Source organism: Pseudomonas sp. NPDC089547 (assembly GCF_050280665.1).
Taxonomy (GTDB): Bacteria; Pseudomonadota; Gammaproteobacteria; order Pseudomonadales; family Pseudomonadaceae; genus Aquipseudomonas.
Genome location: NZ_JBNNVS010000001.1, coordinates 122,443 through 136,420, shown reverse-complemented (window position 1 = coordinate 136,420; position 13,978 = coordinate 122,443). Strand labels below are relative to the sequence as shown.

Below are 13,978 nucleotides of genomic sequence, written 5' to 3'. Positions count from 1 at the left end.
TCCCGTGGCAACCCTGGCAACACCGCAACAACCACCCGGCCCACAAGGCCGGCCATAACTAGAAAAGAAAGGGAGCTTTAACCTTGAGAGTATTCACCCTGACCACACTGGCCTTATCGATCAGTGCCTTGACCACCGTGGCCCAGGCCGACCCGCAAAGCCAGGACTTCATCCCCATCACCCTCAAAAGCACCAGCGAGCAAGCCCAGGCCAGCGGCTTTATCGAAGGCCAGAGCCTGTCCGGCAGCACCCGCAACTGGTACGCCCGCGAACGTGCCGCACGTGCGCCGCTGTGGAAGTACTACAAGAACGACGGCACCCGCCACGACACGCATAGCCGTGAGAACTGGGTGCAGGGCTCCATCCTCAACTACAGCTCCGGCTTCACCGAAGGCACCGTGGGCTTTGCCGTCGAGGCCGCCGGCTACAACGCCATTGCCCTGCAACAGAACCGCCAGTCGGTCGCCGGCCCCAACAACCGCACCCTAACCCACAGCGATGGCGACCCCATCGGCCAGTGGAGCAAACTGGGCCTGGGCAACATCAAGGCACGCGTGTCCAACACCACCCTTACCCTGGGCCGTCAGTCGGTGGACACGCCAATGATCGCCTACATCGGCAACCGCGCCTTGCCATCCAGCTTCCAGGGGGCGTTCCTGCACAGCGCCGAGTTCGACAACCTCAGCTTCGACCTGGGCACCTTCGACCGCGTCTCGCCACGCACCGAGCAAAGCCTGAGCAAATTCCGCAGCGAATACAGCGCCACCGGCGTGGAAACCGACCGCGCCAGCACCGCCGGCGTCAACTACCAGCCGTTCAAGAGCCTTAGCACCAGCCTGTACGCCACCAAGGTCGACGACTTCTGGAACCAGTACTACTTCGGCGCCAACCACGTGCTGGGCGACAGCGCGGTACTCAGCCTGAGCACCGGCCTGAACTACTACAAGACGGTCGATGCCGGCGGCCAGAAGATGGGCAAGATCGACAACGACACCTACAGCCTGTCGCTCGACCTGACCCACCAGGCCCACACCCTCGGCGCCTCCTGGCAGCAGGTCAACGGCAACGAGTACTTCGACTACCTGCACGAAACCAACGGCATTTACCTGGCCAACTCGCTGCTGTCGGACTTCAACGGCCCCAACGAGAAATCGCTGAAGATCTCCTACGTGCTGAACATGGCGCCCTACGGCGTGCCGGGCCTGAAGTTCAACCTGTACAACGCTCGTGGCTGGGGCATCGACGGTACCCATTACCGCGGCACGGCCTACGACGTGAACGGCCTGGACGGCGAAACCCACTACGAGTGGGGCATTGGCACCAGCTACGCGGTGCAGAGCGGGCCGCTGAAAGACACCAGCATCCGTGCCACCTACACCACCCACCGCGCCAGCAAGGCCCAGGGTGACGGCAGCCTGGATGAGTTCCGCGTGGTCACCACCATTCCATTCAACATTCTCTGACCGCTGGCGCCACGGCCCGCTCGCGGTGGGCCGTGGCAGCTACGCTGGAATCAATGCAAAAGCAGGGAGTCTCTAACCCATGCAGAAAGCTTTCATCAAGTCGATACCATTACGCCTGGCCCTGGCCGCGCTGGTGCTGGGCAGCGCCACGCAGCTGGCGGCCAAGCCGCTGGTGGTGTGCACCGAAGCCAGCCCGGAAGGGTTCGACGTTGTGCAATACACGACCGGTGTCACGTTCGACGCCACCGCCGAAACGCTGTTCAACCGCCTGGTCGACTTCAAGCCAGGTACCACCGACATCGAACCGGCTCTGGCCGAACGCTGGGATATATCACCAGACGGCCTGACCTACACCTTCCACTTGCGGCAGGGCGTCAAATTCCACAGCACCGACTACTTTACCCCCACGCGCACGTTCAACGCCGATGATGTGCTATGGAGCCTGCGCCGCCAGCTCGACCCTACTCACCCGTGGCATGACAAGACCAGTGTCGGCTACCCGTACTTCGAGAGCATGGCCTTCAAGCACCTGCTCAAATCGGTGGACAAGACCGACGAACACACCGTCGTGATCACCCTCACCCGGCCCGAAGCACCGTTCCTGCGTGATATGGCCATGGGCTTCACGTCGATCTACTCCGCCGAATACGGCGACCAGTTGCTCAAGGCCGGTAAAACCGCCGAGCTGAACAGCAAGCCGATCGGCACCGGCCCGTTCATCTTCCAGCGTTACAACAAGGACGCCCAGGTCCGCTTCAAACCCAACCCGGACTACTTCCGCGGCAAGCCACCGGCCGATGCCCTGATTTTCGCCATCGCCACCGACAGCAACGTGCGCCTGCAAAAACTGCGCGCCAATGAATGCCAGGTCGCGCTCTACCCCAAGCCGGAAGACGTACCGTCGATCAAGGCCGATTCCAGGCTCAAGGTGGCCGAGACCGAAGCGCTGGTCACCGGCTACATCGCCATGAATACCGAGCACAAGTACCTCAACGATGTGCGCGTGCGCAAAGCCATCAACATGGCCTTCGACCGCCAGACCCACGTTGACCAGCTGTTTGGCAAAGGGAATGCGCTGGTCGGCGTGAACCCTTATCCACCGACCATGATCGGGTACAACACCAGCAACCAGAACCCTCCCCGAGACCTCGACAAGGCACGCGCCTTGCTCAAGGAAGCTGGCGTACCGCAGGGTACGGTCATCACCCTGTTCACACGTAATGGTGGCGGCATGACCAACCCTAATCCGCGTCTGTCTGCCGAGATGCTCCAAGCCGACCTCAAGCAGATCGGTCTGAAGCTTGATATCCGCGTGATGGAATGGGCCGAAATGCTGCGCCGCGCCAAGAAAGGCGAAGCCGACCTGGTGTCCACCGGCTGGGCTGGCGACAACGGCGACCCGGACAACTTCCTCACCCCACTGCTCAGTTGCGAAGCGGCCAAGACCGGCGAGAACTATGCGCGCTGGTGCAACCCTAAGTTCCAGGAGCTGATCAGCCGCGCCCGCGAAGTGATCGACAACGACGAACGCGCAAGGCTCTATAGCGAGGCATTGAAGGTGTACGATGACGACCAACCCTGGATCAGCATGGCCCATCCGAAGATGTTCACCGCCATGCGTGACAACGTGGAGGGCTACGTGATCAGCCCTCTGGCCAAAAACAACTTCACCACCACCAAGGTGAAGTAGAACAACAACGACCGCCGGCAACCCATACGGGAACCGGCGGCACTGCCGTAGCGCGCTGTTTGCCGCACGGCCTGAAGAGGTAACCCCGACAATGTTGAGCTTTATTGCCCGGCGCCTTGGCCTGCTGATACCGACCTTTTTCGGCATCACCTTGCTGACCTTCGCGCTCATACGCCTGATCCCCGGCGACCCGGTGGAAGTGATGATGGGCGAGCGCAGGGTCGACCCCGAAATGCATGCCCAGGCCATGGAGCGCCTGGGCCTGAACAAGCCACTGCCGGCCCAGTACCTGGACTACGTCGGCAAGCTTGCCCAGGGCGATCTCGGTGAATCGCTGCGTACCCGCGAAAGCGTATGGACCGAGTTCCTCACCCTGTTCCCCGCCACCCTCGAACTGGCCTTCGCCGCCCTGCTTTTTGCCGGCATCGTCGGCCTATTGGCCGGGGTGATCGCCGCGCTCAAGCGCGGTTCGCTGTTCGACCACGGGGTCATGGGCATATCGCTGGCCGGCTACTCGATGCCGATCTTCTGGTGGGGCCTGATCCTGATCATGTTCTTCTCGGTAAGCCTGGGCTGGACCCCGGTATCCGGGCGCATCGACCTGCTCTACGACATCGAGCCGAAAACCGGTTTCATGCTCATCGACACCCTGCTCAGCGACGAAGAAGGCGCGTTCAAGGACGCGGTGATGCACCTGATACTGCCGGCCATCGTACTCGGCACCATCCCGCTGGCGGTGATCGCCCGCATGACCCGCTCGTCAATGCTTGAAGTGCTGCGCGAAGACTACATCCGCACCGCCCGTGCCAAAGGCCTGTCGCCGGCCCGCGTGGTGTTCGTGCATGGCCTGCGCAATGCCCTGATACCGGTGCTGACCGTGTTCGGCCTGCAGGTCGGCACGCTGCTGGCCGGCGCAGTGCTGACCGAGACCATCTTTTCCTGGCCGGGCATCGGCAAGTGGCTGATCGAAGCCATCGGCGCCCGTGACTACCCCGTGGTCCAGAACGGCATTCTGTTGATCGCCTGCCTGGTAATCCTGGTCAACTTCGTCGTGGACATCCTCTACGGCCTGGCCAACCCACGCATCCGTCATCAGCGCTGAGGCCCTTGCCATGACTAGCCCGATCCCCAACTCCGTGTCGCCGGCCAGCCCGGTGGACCAGAGCCTGCTCTACCCCTCGCCGTATAAAGAATTCTGGCAAGCCTTCGCGCGCAACAAAGGCGCAGTGATGGGCCTGGCCTTCATGTGCCTGGTGGTGTTCTGTGCGCTGTTTGCGCCGTGGGTCGCCCCACATGACCCGAGCGAGCAGTACCGCGACTTCCTGCTGACCCCACCCGTATGGCTGGAAGGCGGCACCTGGCAGTTCATCCTGGGCACTGACGAACTGGGTCGCGACCTGCTTTCGCGCCTGATCCAGGGCGCACGGTTGTCGCTGCTGATCGGCCTGTCGTCAGTGGTGATGTCGCTGATTCCCGGCATCCTGCTGGGCCTGCTGGCCGGTTTCTTCCCCAGGTTGCTCGGCCCCTCGATCATGCGCCTGATGGACGTGATGCTGGCCTTGCCGTCGCTGCTGCTGGCCGTGGCCATCGTCGCCATCCTCGGCCCTGGCCTGATCAACACCGTGATCGCCATCGCCATTGTCTCCCTGCCCTCCTATGTGCGCCTGACTCGCGCTGCGGTAATGGTTGAACTCAACCGCGACTACGTCACCGCCGCACGGCTGGCCGGTGCCGGATTGCCACGGCTGATGTTCGTCACCGTACTCCCCAACTGCATGGCGCCGCTGATCGTGCAGGCAACCCTCAGCTTTTCCTCGGCAATCCTCGACGCTGCCGCGCTGGGCTTCCTCGGCCTGGGCGTGCAACCGCCGACCCCGGAATGGGGCACCATGCTGGCCTCGGCGCGTGACTACATCGAGCGCGCCTGGTGGGTGGTGAGCCTGCCCGGCCTGACCATTCTGCTGAGCGTGCTGGCAATCAACCTGATGGGCGACGGCCTGCGCGATGCGCTGGACCCGAAACTCAAGAACGCCGCCTGAGGAGAACGCCATGTCACTGTTGCAGATCAAAAACCTCAACGTGCGCTTCGGCGACGCCACTGCTATACCCGTGGTCGATGGCCTGGACCTGGCGGTAGAGGCCGGCGAGATCCTCGCCATTGTCGGCGAATCGGGCTCGGGCAAATCCGTGACCATGATGGCGCTGATGGGCCTGATCGACGCCCCTGGCCGGATCACCGCCGACACCCTCAGCTTCGACGGCACCGACATGCTCAAACTTAGCGGCCGGCAGCGGCGCAAGGTGGTGGGCAAGGACATCGCCATGGTCTTTCAGGACCCGATGACCGCACTCAACCCCAGCTACACCGTGGGCTACCAGATCGAGGAGGTGCTGCGCCAGCACCTGGGCCTGAAGGGCAAGGCAGCACGCCAGCGTGCCCTTGAGCTATTGAATAAAGTGGAAATTCCAGCAGCCGAAAGCCGCCTGGATGCCTACCCGCACCAGTTGTCTGGCGGCATGAGCCAGCGCGTGGCGATTGCCATGGCCATTGCCGGCGAGCCCAAGCTGCTGATCGCCGACGAGCCGACCACGGCACTGGATGTGACTATCCAGGCGCAGATCATGGAGCTGCTGGTCAACCTGCAGAAAGAGCGCAACATGGCGCTCATCCTGATCACCCACGACCTCGCCGTGGTGGCCGAAACGGCCAGGCGTGTGTGCGTGATGTACGCAGGCCAGGCCGTGGAAGTAGGACAGGTGCCGGCACTGTTCGACGTGCCCGCCCACCCCTACAGTGAAGCCTTGCTGGCAGCGATCCCCGAGCACAGCATCGGCGCCGAGCGCCTGGCCACCCTGCCCGGCATCGTCCCCGGCCGCTACGACCGCCCTGTTGGCTGCCTGCTGTCGCCGCGCTGCCCCTATGTGCAGGACAACTGCCGTCACCAGCGCCCCCCCCTTGATCCCCAGGCTTACAGCCTGGTGCGCTGCTTCTACCCGTTGAATCAGGAGGTGGCGTGATGGCCGTCGTTCTATCCGCCCGGGAGCTGACCCGGCATTACGAAGTCTCCCGTGGGCTGTTCAAAGGCCACGCGCTGGTCCGTGCACTGAATGGTGTGTCGTTCGAACTGGAAGCCGGCAAGACATTGGCCGTGGTTGGCGAGTCCGGCTGCGGCAAGTCGACCCTGGCCCGCGCCCTGACCCTGATCGAAGAGCCGTCATCCGGCTCGCTGCAAATTGCCGGTACCGAGGTAAAAGGCGCCAGCAAGGCCGAGCGCAAGCAATTGCGCCGTGACGTGCAGATGGTGTTCCAAAGCCCTTACGCCTCGCTTAACCCACGGCAGAAGATTGGTGACCAACTGGCCGAGCCACTGTTGATCAACACCTCGCTGAGCAAGGCCGAGCGGCGCGAAAAAGTGCAGAAAATGATGGAGCAGGTCGGCCTGCGCCCTGAGCATTACCAGCGTTACCCGCACATGTTCTCCGGTGGCCAGCGCCAGCGTATCGCCCTGGCCCGGGCAATGATGCTGCAACCAAAAGTGCTGGTGGCAGACGAGCCGACCTCGGCGCTGGACGTGTCGATCCAGGCCCAGGTGCTGAACCTGTTCATGGACTTGCAGAAGGAATTCAACACCGCCTACGTATTCATCTCGCACAACCTGGCGGTGGTGCGGCATGTGGCCGATCACGTGCTGGTGATGTATTTGGGGCGGCCGGTAGAGATGGGGCCTAAAGAGGACATCTACGAGAAGCCGCTGCATCCGTATACCCAGGCACTGCTGTCGGCAACACCGGCCATTCACCCCGACCCGCTGAAGCCGAAGATCCGCATTGTCGGGGAGCTGCCCAACCCGCTGAACCCACCGGATGGGTGTGCGTTTCACAAGCGTTGCCCGCATGCGACCGAGCGCTGTGCCAAGGAGGTGCCGGCGTTGCGCCAGGTGAGTAGTCGGCAGGTGGCTTGTCATTATGCCGAGCAGTTTCTCTAAGGCTTTAGATCGCCGGGGCTGCTTTGCAGCCCATCGCGACACAAGGCCGCTCCTACAGGTGATCGCATTCCCCTGTAGGAGCGGCCTTGCGTCGCGATGGGCCGCAAAGCGGCCCCAAAACCTCAATGCATGAACAGCGCAATCAGGATGATGACCGGAATCGGTACGCCAATCATCCACAGTAATATCGAGCGCATGGCAGTTCTCCTTGCTTAACGTTGAATGGTGCGATGGGCTACATAGTCGCCTTCAAGCCACTGCACACGGTCGCGCTGACGGCCACCGTAAAGGGCAGCCAGGCTGGCGAAGAATGCGCCACACAGCAGGGCAATGAATGTCCACAGCGCAGTCCAGGCAGCCACCTTGGCAGCGGTATCCGCCGCTTGCTTGGCATCGGTTTTCAGTTGTTGTACCTGTGCCATCACCTGGTCGACACGGGCTTCGGCTTCGGCTTGGGTTAAACGGGTGCGCTGGGCTACCAGCTGCGCCAGGTAGGCGCGGTCTTCGGCAGGCAGTGCACCGTTACCCGCTACGCCCTTGGCCAGAATGCGCGCGGCTACGCCGTTGGCCGCATCGTCGCTGACCGGCGCCGGACCATCGCCACGAAACAGACTATCGACGAAGTAGCCCATGGAGTCGTTATTGCCACCCGCTGCCGCAGCACCACCCGCCGCTACCGAAACGGTAGCCGCCTGGGAAGCTGCACTGGCCCCGGCGCCTATCAGGTTGCCCGCTGCACCGAGTACCAGCATCGCCGCTACCAAGGTCGCCACGGCCCATGACAGGAAGCCATGCGCGGTGTCGCGGAAATACACTTCATCGCCATGCAGGTTGGCCCACTTCACTCGCAACCGACCGGCAATGTAGCCGCCCAGGCCGGAAGCGATGATCTGCGTCACCAGTAACCAGATGATGGTGGAAACGCCCAGGGCCTTTGCACTTGCACCTTCGTCGGCCCACGGTGACGTGGCCGCAAATCCCAGCCCGGCGCCCAGTACCACGAGTATCAGGGACACCGACGCAGCGGCGGCGGCGCCAGCGAAGATCGCCGCCCAGGAAACACCTGAGCGGCTTTGCGTATCGACAGCGGGATAATCGGCAGGGTTGATCATGATGTGTGCGCCTTATGTTGTGAGCGAAAACTCCATTCGCGCAGTAACCTTTGCAGCGGCTGTGCCAGTTGTGACAAAAAATGACATCTATGCAAATCAATGGGTTAGAACGCCCAGCTGAACCGGGACCGTGCAAAATGCGCGACTGCGCCCCGTGCATCAGGTGTTCTGCATTCTTGTAACGTGGCCGGGCGACGAGGCATGATCCGTTCATGACGCTGCCCGATGACCCCGCCCAGACCCCGATCACCGCCGATACCGTGCTGCGCTACCACCTGTGCTGGAAGCACCGCGACCTCGACGGCGTCATCGCGCTTTACCACCCCGACATTCAGTACCACGACTTTTTCCAGAACCGCGTGCTCGGCTACCAGGAGCTGCGCGACTACGTGCGCGCCTGCCTGCCCCATGAAGCCGGCGAGGACATCGTCCACAGCGACCGCATCCGGGTCGATGGCTGCACCGCGTTCATCCAGTACCAGGTCACGGTGCAGGGCGGCGACGGCCTGGTGGCGTTCCAGTCCAGCGAGGCGATCACCGTGAAGGACGGGCTGATCTGGCGGGTCAACGAATACGCCACGCTGGTGCGCCAGAACGGCAATGGCCCGGGCAGCAGCGGCCCGCGCCCGGCCACCAGCCGCCTGGGCCTGTCACCTCGGCAGCTGTCGACCATGGCCCAGGACCTGGAGCACTACTTCCAGCGCCAGCGCCCGTACCTGGACCCTGAGCTGGACCTGCAGCAGGTGGCCGAGGCCAGTGGCTACAGCCGCAACCAGATCTCTTACCTGCTGAATCAGGTGCTGGGGCAAAGCTTCTACCGCTACGTCAACCAGGCGCGCCTGCAGCACCTGATGGCCAGCCTCGACGATGGCAGCGTCGAAGCGCCGATCGACGACTTGGCCTTCAGCGCCGGCTTCAACTCGCTGTCAGCGTTCTACAAGTGCTTCCGTGAACACACCGGGCTCACGCCCAAGGCCTACCTGAAGCAAATTTCCCTGCGTGCACGCACGTAAGACAGCTGCCCGCCGACAGCACTAGGATCGCCCACAGACCTTGACCGATGTGGAGCCGAACCTGATGCAACCCCTGCGCACGCTCAGCCTGTGGATGGACCAGCTCGACGAGCCACTGTGCGCCCGCCCGGCCCTGCGTGAAGACCTGGACGTGGATGTGTGCATCATCGGCGCAGGCTACACCGGTTTGTGGACCGCCTACTACCTCAAGCGCCAGGCGCCGCAACTGAACATCGCCGTGATCGACGCCAACATCGCCGGCTTCGGCGCCTCCGGGCGCAACGGCGGCTGGCTGATGGGCAACCTGCTGGGCGAAGACCGCCTGCTCGCCAGCCTGTCACCGCAACAGCGCCGCGCCAGCATCGACCTGCTGCATGCTATCCCCGATGAGGTGCACAGCGTGCTGCAGCGCGAGGGTATCGACTGCGACTACCACAAAGGCGGCGTGCTGTACTGCGCCGCGCGCTACCCGGAGCAAGAGCGCAGCCTGCGCGCCTACCTCGACGACCTGTACCGCCAGGGCATGACCGAAGACGACTACCGCTGGCTGCGCCCCGAACAGCTGGACGCCCAACTGCGGATCAGCAATGCCTTCGGTGCAATCTACAGCCCGCACACCGCAACCATTCAGCCAGCCAAGCTCGTGCGCGGCCTGGCGCGGGCGGTGGAAGCGCTGGGCGTACCGATCTACGAGAACACCCCTGCCATCGACTGGCAGCCTGGCGAAGCGCGCACGCCACTGGCGCGGATTCGCTGCCAGTGGATGGTGCCCGCTGTTGAAGGCTATGCCGCCAGCCTGCCGCCGCTGGGCAAACACCAGTTGCCGGTACAGAGCCTGCTGGTGGCGACAGAGCCACTGCCGGAGTCGACGTGGGCGCAGATCGGCCTGGGCCAGGGCCAGGCCTTCAGCGAGAGCAGCCGGCAGGTCACTTATGGCCAACGCACTGCAGACAACCGCCTGGTGTTCGGTGCCCGTGGCGGCTACCGCTTCGGCGGCCGCCTGCGCGAAAACTTCAACCTCGATGAGAACGAAATCGAGCTACGCCGCTACCTGTTCAGCGAGCTGTTCCCTCAGCTAAAACACGTGCGTATCACCCACTCCTGGGGCGGAAACCTGGGCATGGCCCGACGCTTTCGGCCGCACATGCTGTGTGATCGGCAACGCGGCATCGCCCTGGCTGGCGGCTACGGCGGTGAAGGCGTCGGCGCCACCAACCTGGGCGGGCGCACCTTGGCGGCACTGATACTCAACCAGCACAACGAACTGACCGCACAACCTTGGGTACTTGATAACCGCCCGGTGTCGAGCCTGGCCAGTTGGCCACCTGAGCCCTGCCGCTGGCTGGGTTACAACGCAATCATCCAAAGCTTCGTCCACGAGGACCGGACCCTCGCCAACCCCGCCAGTGCGCCCTGGAGGCGGCGCCTGGCCAGCTCGCTTGCGGACTTCATGGAAGGCTTCATGCACTGACTTCCCTTTCCCAAACACAGGATCCACCGGTCATGAGCATCACCCAGTTCAAGAACACCCTCAGCGTTGCGCTGGACAGTTCCAACCCGGTCGCAGTACCGCTTGGCGACCCCGTGGCCGTGGCCTCGGTCACCTGCGTGGAGCGCAGCGATGGCGTCGAAACCGGCATCTGGGAGTGCACCCCCGGGCGCTGGCGGCGGCAGATCGTGCAACAGGAGTTCTGCCATTTCATCAAGGGCCGCTGCACCTTCACCCCCGACGGTGGCGAGCCCCTGGTCATAGAAGCCGGAGACGCATTGATGCTACCGGCCAACAGCACCGGCACCTGGGATATCCAGGAGACCGTACGCAAGACCTACGTCCTTATCTTCTGATCCGCTGATCGCCTGCCTTCGATAACAACAGACAAAGCAAGGTAACCCCGACATGCGCATGCTCCTTCTCGCCCCCCTTACGCTGGCCGCCAGCGTGGCCGGCGCCGCCGAAACGGTAAAGATCTACAACTGGTCCAGCTACGTCGCCCCCGACACGCTGAAGAACTTCCAGCAGGCCAGCGGCATCGTGCCCACCTACGACGTGTACGACAGCAACGAAACCCTCGACGGCAAGCTGATGACTGGCAACTCTGGCTACGACGTGGTGTTCCCTTCCAACCATTTCATGGCCCGGCAGATCCAGGGTAAAGCCCTGAAGCGCCTGGACAAATCGCAGCTGCCCAACTGGCAGAACCTCAACCCGGTGCTGCTCAAGGCACTTGAGGTGAACGACCCGGGCAACCAGTACGGCTTCCCGTACCTGTGGGGCAGTACCGGCATCGGCTACAACATCGACAAGGTCAAGGCCGTGCTCGGCGACAACGCGCCGGTGGACTCCTGGGACCTGATCTTCAAGCCCGAGTACATGAGCAAGCTGAAAAGCTGTGGCGTCGCCGTACTGGACAACGGCCCCGAACTGCTGCCGATTGCCCTGCACTACCTGGGCCTGCCGCACCACAGCCAGAACCCGGCGGACTACGACAAGGCCAAGGCATTGCTGATGCAGGTACGGCCATACATCAGCTATTTCCACTCATCGAAGTACACCGGCGACCTGGCCAATGGCGATATCTGCGTGGTGGTCGGATTCTCGGGCGATGTACTGCAGGCGAAGAACCGCGCCGAAGAGGCGAAGAACGGGGTGAAGGTGGGTTACTCGATACCCAGGGAGGGCGCGCCGATGTGGTTCGACATGGTGGCCATGCCGGCCGATGCGCCGGATGAAAAAGCCGGGTATGCCTACATGAACTACCTGCTGCAACCGGACGTGATGGCCAACATCAGCAACCATGTGCAGTACGCCAACGGCAACCTCAAGGCTGACGGGCTGGTGGAGCCGGCGATGAAGGGTAATACGATGATTTACCCGAGCGAGGATGTGATGGGCAAGCTGTATGCGCTGGAGGCGATGCCAGCCAAGATTGATCGCATCAGAACCCGCATCTGGACCAGTATCAAGGCAGGCAATTGAAATTGGGGCCGCTTTGCGCCCCTTCGCGGGCACGCCCGCTCCCACAGGGGTATGCGATCCCTTGTAGGAGCGGCCTTGTGTCGCGAAAGGGCCGCACAGCGGCCCCAATTTCACTGATTAATGGTGCTCGCGGGTAGCGCGGAACTTGATGTCCGGCCAGCGCTCTTCCATCAGTGCCAGGTTGACCCGGGTCGGCGCCAGGTAGGTCAGGTGCCCGCCACCGTCGATGGCCAGGTTTTCCATCGCCTTGTTCTGGAATTCCTCAAGCTTCTTCTTGTCGTCGCAGCTGATCCAGCGCGCCGACCACACGGTGATTGGCTCGTAGGCGCACTCGACCTTGTACTCTTCCTTCAGGCGGCTGGCGACCACGTCGAACTGCAGCACACCGACTGCACCCAGGATGATGTCGTTGCTGCGCTCGGGGAAGAACACCTGGGTGGCACCCTCTTCGGCCAGCTGCTGCAAGCCCTGACGCAGCTGCTTGGATTTCAGCGGGTCTTTCAGTCGCACGCGGCGGAACAGTTCCGGGGCGAAGTGCGGGATACCGGTGAAGCCCAGCGCCTCGCCTTCGGTGAAGGTGTCGCCGATCTGGATGGTGCCGTGGTTGTGCAGGCCGATGATGTCGCCGGCAAAGGCCTCTTCCAGCTGCTCACGCTCGGAGGAGAAGAAGGTCAGCGCATCGCCGATGCGCAGGTCCTTGTTCAGGCGCACGTGGCGCATCTTCATGCCCTTCTCGTACTTGCCCGAGCAGATACGCATGAAGGCGATGCGGTCGCGGTGTTTCGGGTCCATGTTCGCCTGGATCTTGAACACGAAGCCGGTGAATTTCTCTTCAACAGGCTCGACGGTGCGCTCGTGGGCCACGCGGCCCAGCGGGCGCGGTGCCCAGTCGACGACCGCGTCGAGCACGTGGTCGACACCGAAGTTGCCCAGTGCAGTACCGAAGAACACCGGGGTCAGCTGACCGTTGATGAACTCTTCCTGGTTGAACTCGTGGCAGGCGCCCTGCACCAGCTCCAGCTGCTCGACGAACGAATCGTACTGGTCGCCCAGGTGGGCACGGGCTTCGTCCGAGTCCAGCTTCTGGATGATCTTGGCTTCGGTACGCTCATGGCCATGGCCCGGGGTGTACACCACGATGTAGTCGCCGGTGAGGTGGTACACGCCTTTGAAGTCGCGATAGCAACCAATCGGCCAGGTGATCGGCGCGGCCTTGATCTTCAGGACGGCTTCGATCTCGTCCAGCAGTTCGATCGGGTCGCGGATGTCACGGTCGAGTTTGTTGATGAAGCTGACGATTGGTGTGTCACGCAGGCGGCACACGTCCATCAGGGCGATGGTACGCGGCTCTACACCTTTACCGCCGTCCAGCACCATCAGCGCCGAGTCCACCGCGGTCAGGGTGCGGTAGGTGTCTTCCGAGAAGTCTTCGTGGCCCGGGGTGTCGAGCAGGTTGATCATGTGCTCGCGGTACGGGAACTGCATCACCGAGGTGGTGATGGAGATGCCGCGCTGCTTCTCCATTTCCATCCAGTCGGAGGTGGCGTGGCGGTCGGACTTGCGCGACTTCACGGTACCGGCGACGGCAATGGCCTTGCCCATCAGCAGCAGCTTCTCGGTGATGGTGGTCTTACCGGCGTCGGGGTGGGAAATGATTGCGAAAGTGCGGCGCTTCGCGACTTCGGCGGCCTGGTTGGTCATGGGAAATCGCCTGACTGGGGGATTTAAAAGGGGCGA

General features: G+C 62.8%; 12 protein-coding genes. 10 read left to right on the top strand and 2 right to left on the bottom strand.

Annotated features, from left to right (window positions below):
• Window positions 1-83 precede the first annotated feature (83 nt).
• The 6 genes from ACQKPZ_RS00535 (at window position 84) to ACQKPZ_RS00510 (ending at window position 7,139) form a co-directional block, all read left to right on the top strand.
• Window positions 84-1,463, top strand: coding sequence for an OprD family porin (locus tag ACQKPZ_RS00535; protein WP_427534956.1), 1,380 nt, complete (start codon window positions 84-86; stop codon window positions 1,461-1,463).
• 79 nt (window positions 1,464-1,542) lie between these two features.
• A complete protein-coding gene (locus ACQKPZ_RS00530) occupies window positions 1,543-3,153 on the top strand; it encodes an ABC transporter substrate-binding protein (protein ID WP_427534954.1) in 1,611 nt (536 codons plus the stop codon).
• Window positions 3,154-3,244: 91 nt separating this feature from the next.
• The gene (locus ACQKPZ_RS00525; protein WP_391124522.1) at window positions 3,245-4,255 is read left to right on the top strand and encodes an ABC transporter permease subunit; all 1,011 of its coding nucleotides are present in this window, start codon (window positions 3,245-3,247) and stop codon (window positions 4,253-4,255) included.
• Window positions 4,256-4,265: 10 nt separating this feature from the next.
• Window positions 4,266-5,192, top strand: coding sequence for an ABC transporter permease subunit (locus ACQKPZ_RS00520; protein ID WP_391124520.1), 927 nt, complete (start codon window positions 4,266-4,268; stop codon window positions 5,190-5,192).
• A gap of 10 nt (window positions 5,193-5,202) precedes the next feature.
• Entirely contained in the window at window positions 5,203-6,171 is a 969-nt protein-coding gene (locus ACQKPZ_RS00515) for an ABC transporter ATP-binding protein (protein WP_427534953.1), read from the top strand.
• The gene (locus tag ACQKPZ_RS00510; protein WP_427534952.1) at window positions 6,171-7,139 is read left to right on the top strand and encodes a peptide ABC transporter ATP-binding protein; all 969 of its coding nucleotides are present in this window, start codon (window positions 6,171-6,173) and stop codon (window positions 7,137-7,139) included. Before ACQKPZ_RS00515 ends, ACQKPZ_RS00510 begins: the two co-directional genes overlap by 1 nt.
• Window positions 7,140-7,351: 212 nt before the next feature.
• Here the strand turns inward: ACQKPZ_RS00510 and ACQKPZ_RS00505 are convergent, their stop codons facing one another.
• Entirely contained in the window at window positions 7,352-8,251 is a 900-nt protein-coding gene (locus ACQKPZ_RS00505) for a hypothetical protein (protein ID WP_427534950.1), read from the bottom strand.
• 212 nt (window positions 8,252-8,463) lie between these two features.
• Here ACQKPZ_RS00505 and ACQKPZ_RS00500 point away from each other — a divergent pair, with 212 nt between their 5' ends.
• The 4 genes from ACQKPZ_RS00500 (at window position 8,464) to ACQKPZ_RS00485 (ending at window position 12,241) form a co-directional block, all read left to right on the top strand.
• A complete protein-coding gene (locus ACQKPZ_RS00500) occupies window positions 8,464-9,264 on the top strand; it encodes a helix-turn-helix domain-containing protein (protein ID WP_427534949.1) in 801 nt (266 codons plus the stop codon).
• 64 nt (window positions 9,265-9,328) lie between these two features.
• The gene (locus ACQKPZ_RS00495; protein WP_427534948.1) at window positions 9,329-10,735 is read left to right on the top strand and encodes an NAD(P)/FAD-dependent oxidoreductase; all 1,407 of its coding nucleotides are present in this window, start codon (window positions 9,329-9,331) and stop codon (window positions 10,733-10,735) included.
• A 32-nt stretch (window positions 10,736-10,767) separates the two neighbouring features.
• The gene (locus ACQKPZ_RS00490) at window positions 10,768-11,109 is read left to right on the top strand and encodes a cupin domain-containing protein (RefSeq protein WP_391124502.1); all 342 of its coding nucleotides are present in this window, start codon (window positions 10,768-10,770) and stop codon (window positions 11,107-11,109) included.
• A gap of 52 nt (window positions 11,110-11,161) precedes the next feature.
• Entirely contained in the window at window positions 11,162-12,241 is a 1,080-nt protein-coding gene (locus tag ACQKPZ_RS00485) for a polyamine ABC transporter substrate-binding protein (protein ID WP_427534947.1), read from the top strand.
• A 117-nt stretch (window positions 12,242-12,358) separates the two neighbouring features.
• Here the strand turns inward: ACQKPZ_RS00485 and ACQKPZ_RS00480 are convergent, their stop codons facing one another.
• Window positions 12,359-13,942, bottom strand: coding sequence for a peptide chain release factor 3 (locus tag ACQKPZ_RS00480; RefSeq protein ID WP_427534946.1), 1,584 nt, complete (start codon window positions 13,940-13,942; stop codon window positions 12,359-12,361).
• Window positions 13,943-13,978 lie beyond the last annotated feature (36 nt).

Excerpts from the sequence above, each read along its gene's own strand:
- ACQKPZ_RS00530 (WP_427534954.1), top strand. The coding sequence starts at position 1,543 with ATGCAGAAAGCTTTCATCAAGTCGATACCATTACGCCTGGCCCTGGCC.
- ACQKPZ_RS00525 (WP_391124522.1), top strand. The coding sequence starts at position 3,245 with ATGTTGAGCTTTATTGCCCGGCGCCTTGGCCTGCTGATACCGACCTTT.
- ACQKPZ_RS00520 (WP_391124520.1), top strand. The coding sequence starts at position 4,266 with ATGACTAGCCCGATCCCCAACTCCGTGTCGCCGGCCAGCCCGGTGGAC.
- ACQKPZ_RS00515 (WP_427534953.1), top strand. The coding sequence starts at position 5,203 with ATGTCACTGTTGCAGATCAAAAACCTCAACGTGCGCTTCGGCGACGCC.
- ACQKPZ_RS00510 (WP_427534952.1), top strand. The coding sequence starts at position 6,171 with ATGGCCGTCGTTCTATCCGCCCGGGAGCTGACCCGGCATTACGAAGTC.
- ACQKPZ_RS00505 (WP_427534950.1), bottom strand. The coding sequence starts at position 8,251 with ATGATCAACCCTGCCGATTATCCCGCTGTCGATACGCAAAGCCGCTCA.
- ACQKPZ_RS00500 (WP_427534949.1), top strand. The coding sequence starts at position 8,464 with ATGACGCTGCCCGATGACCCCGCCCAGACCCCGATCACCGCCGATACC.
- ACQKPZ_RS00495 (WP_427534948.1), top strand. The coding sequence starts at position 9,329 with ATGCAACCCCTGCGCACGCTCAGCCTGTGGATGGACCAGCTCGACGAG.
- ACQKPZ_RS00490 (WP_391124502.1), top strand. The coding sequence starts at position 10,768 with ATGAGCATCACCCAGTTCAAGAACACCCTCAGCGTTGCGCTGGACAGT.
- ACQKPZ_RS00485 (WP_427534947.1), top strand. The coding sequence starts at position 11,162 with ATGCGCATGCTCCTTCTCGCCCCCCTTACGCTGGCCGCCAGCGTGGCC.
- ACQKPZ_RS00480 (WP_427534946.1), bottom strand. The coding sequence starts at position 13,942 with ATGACCAACCAGGCCGCCGAAGTCGCGAAGCGCCGCACTTTCGCAATC.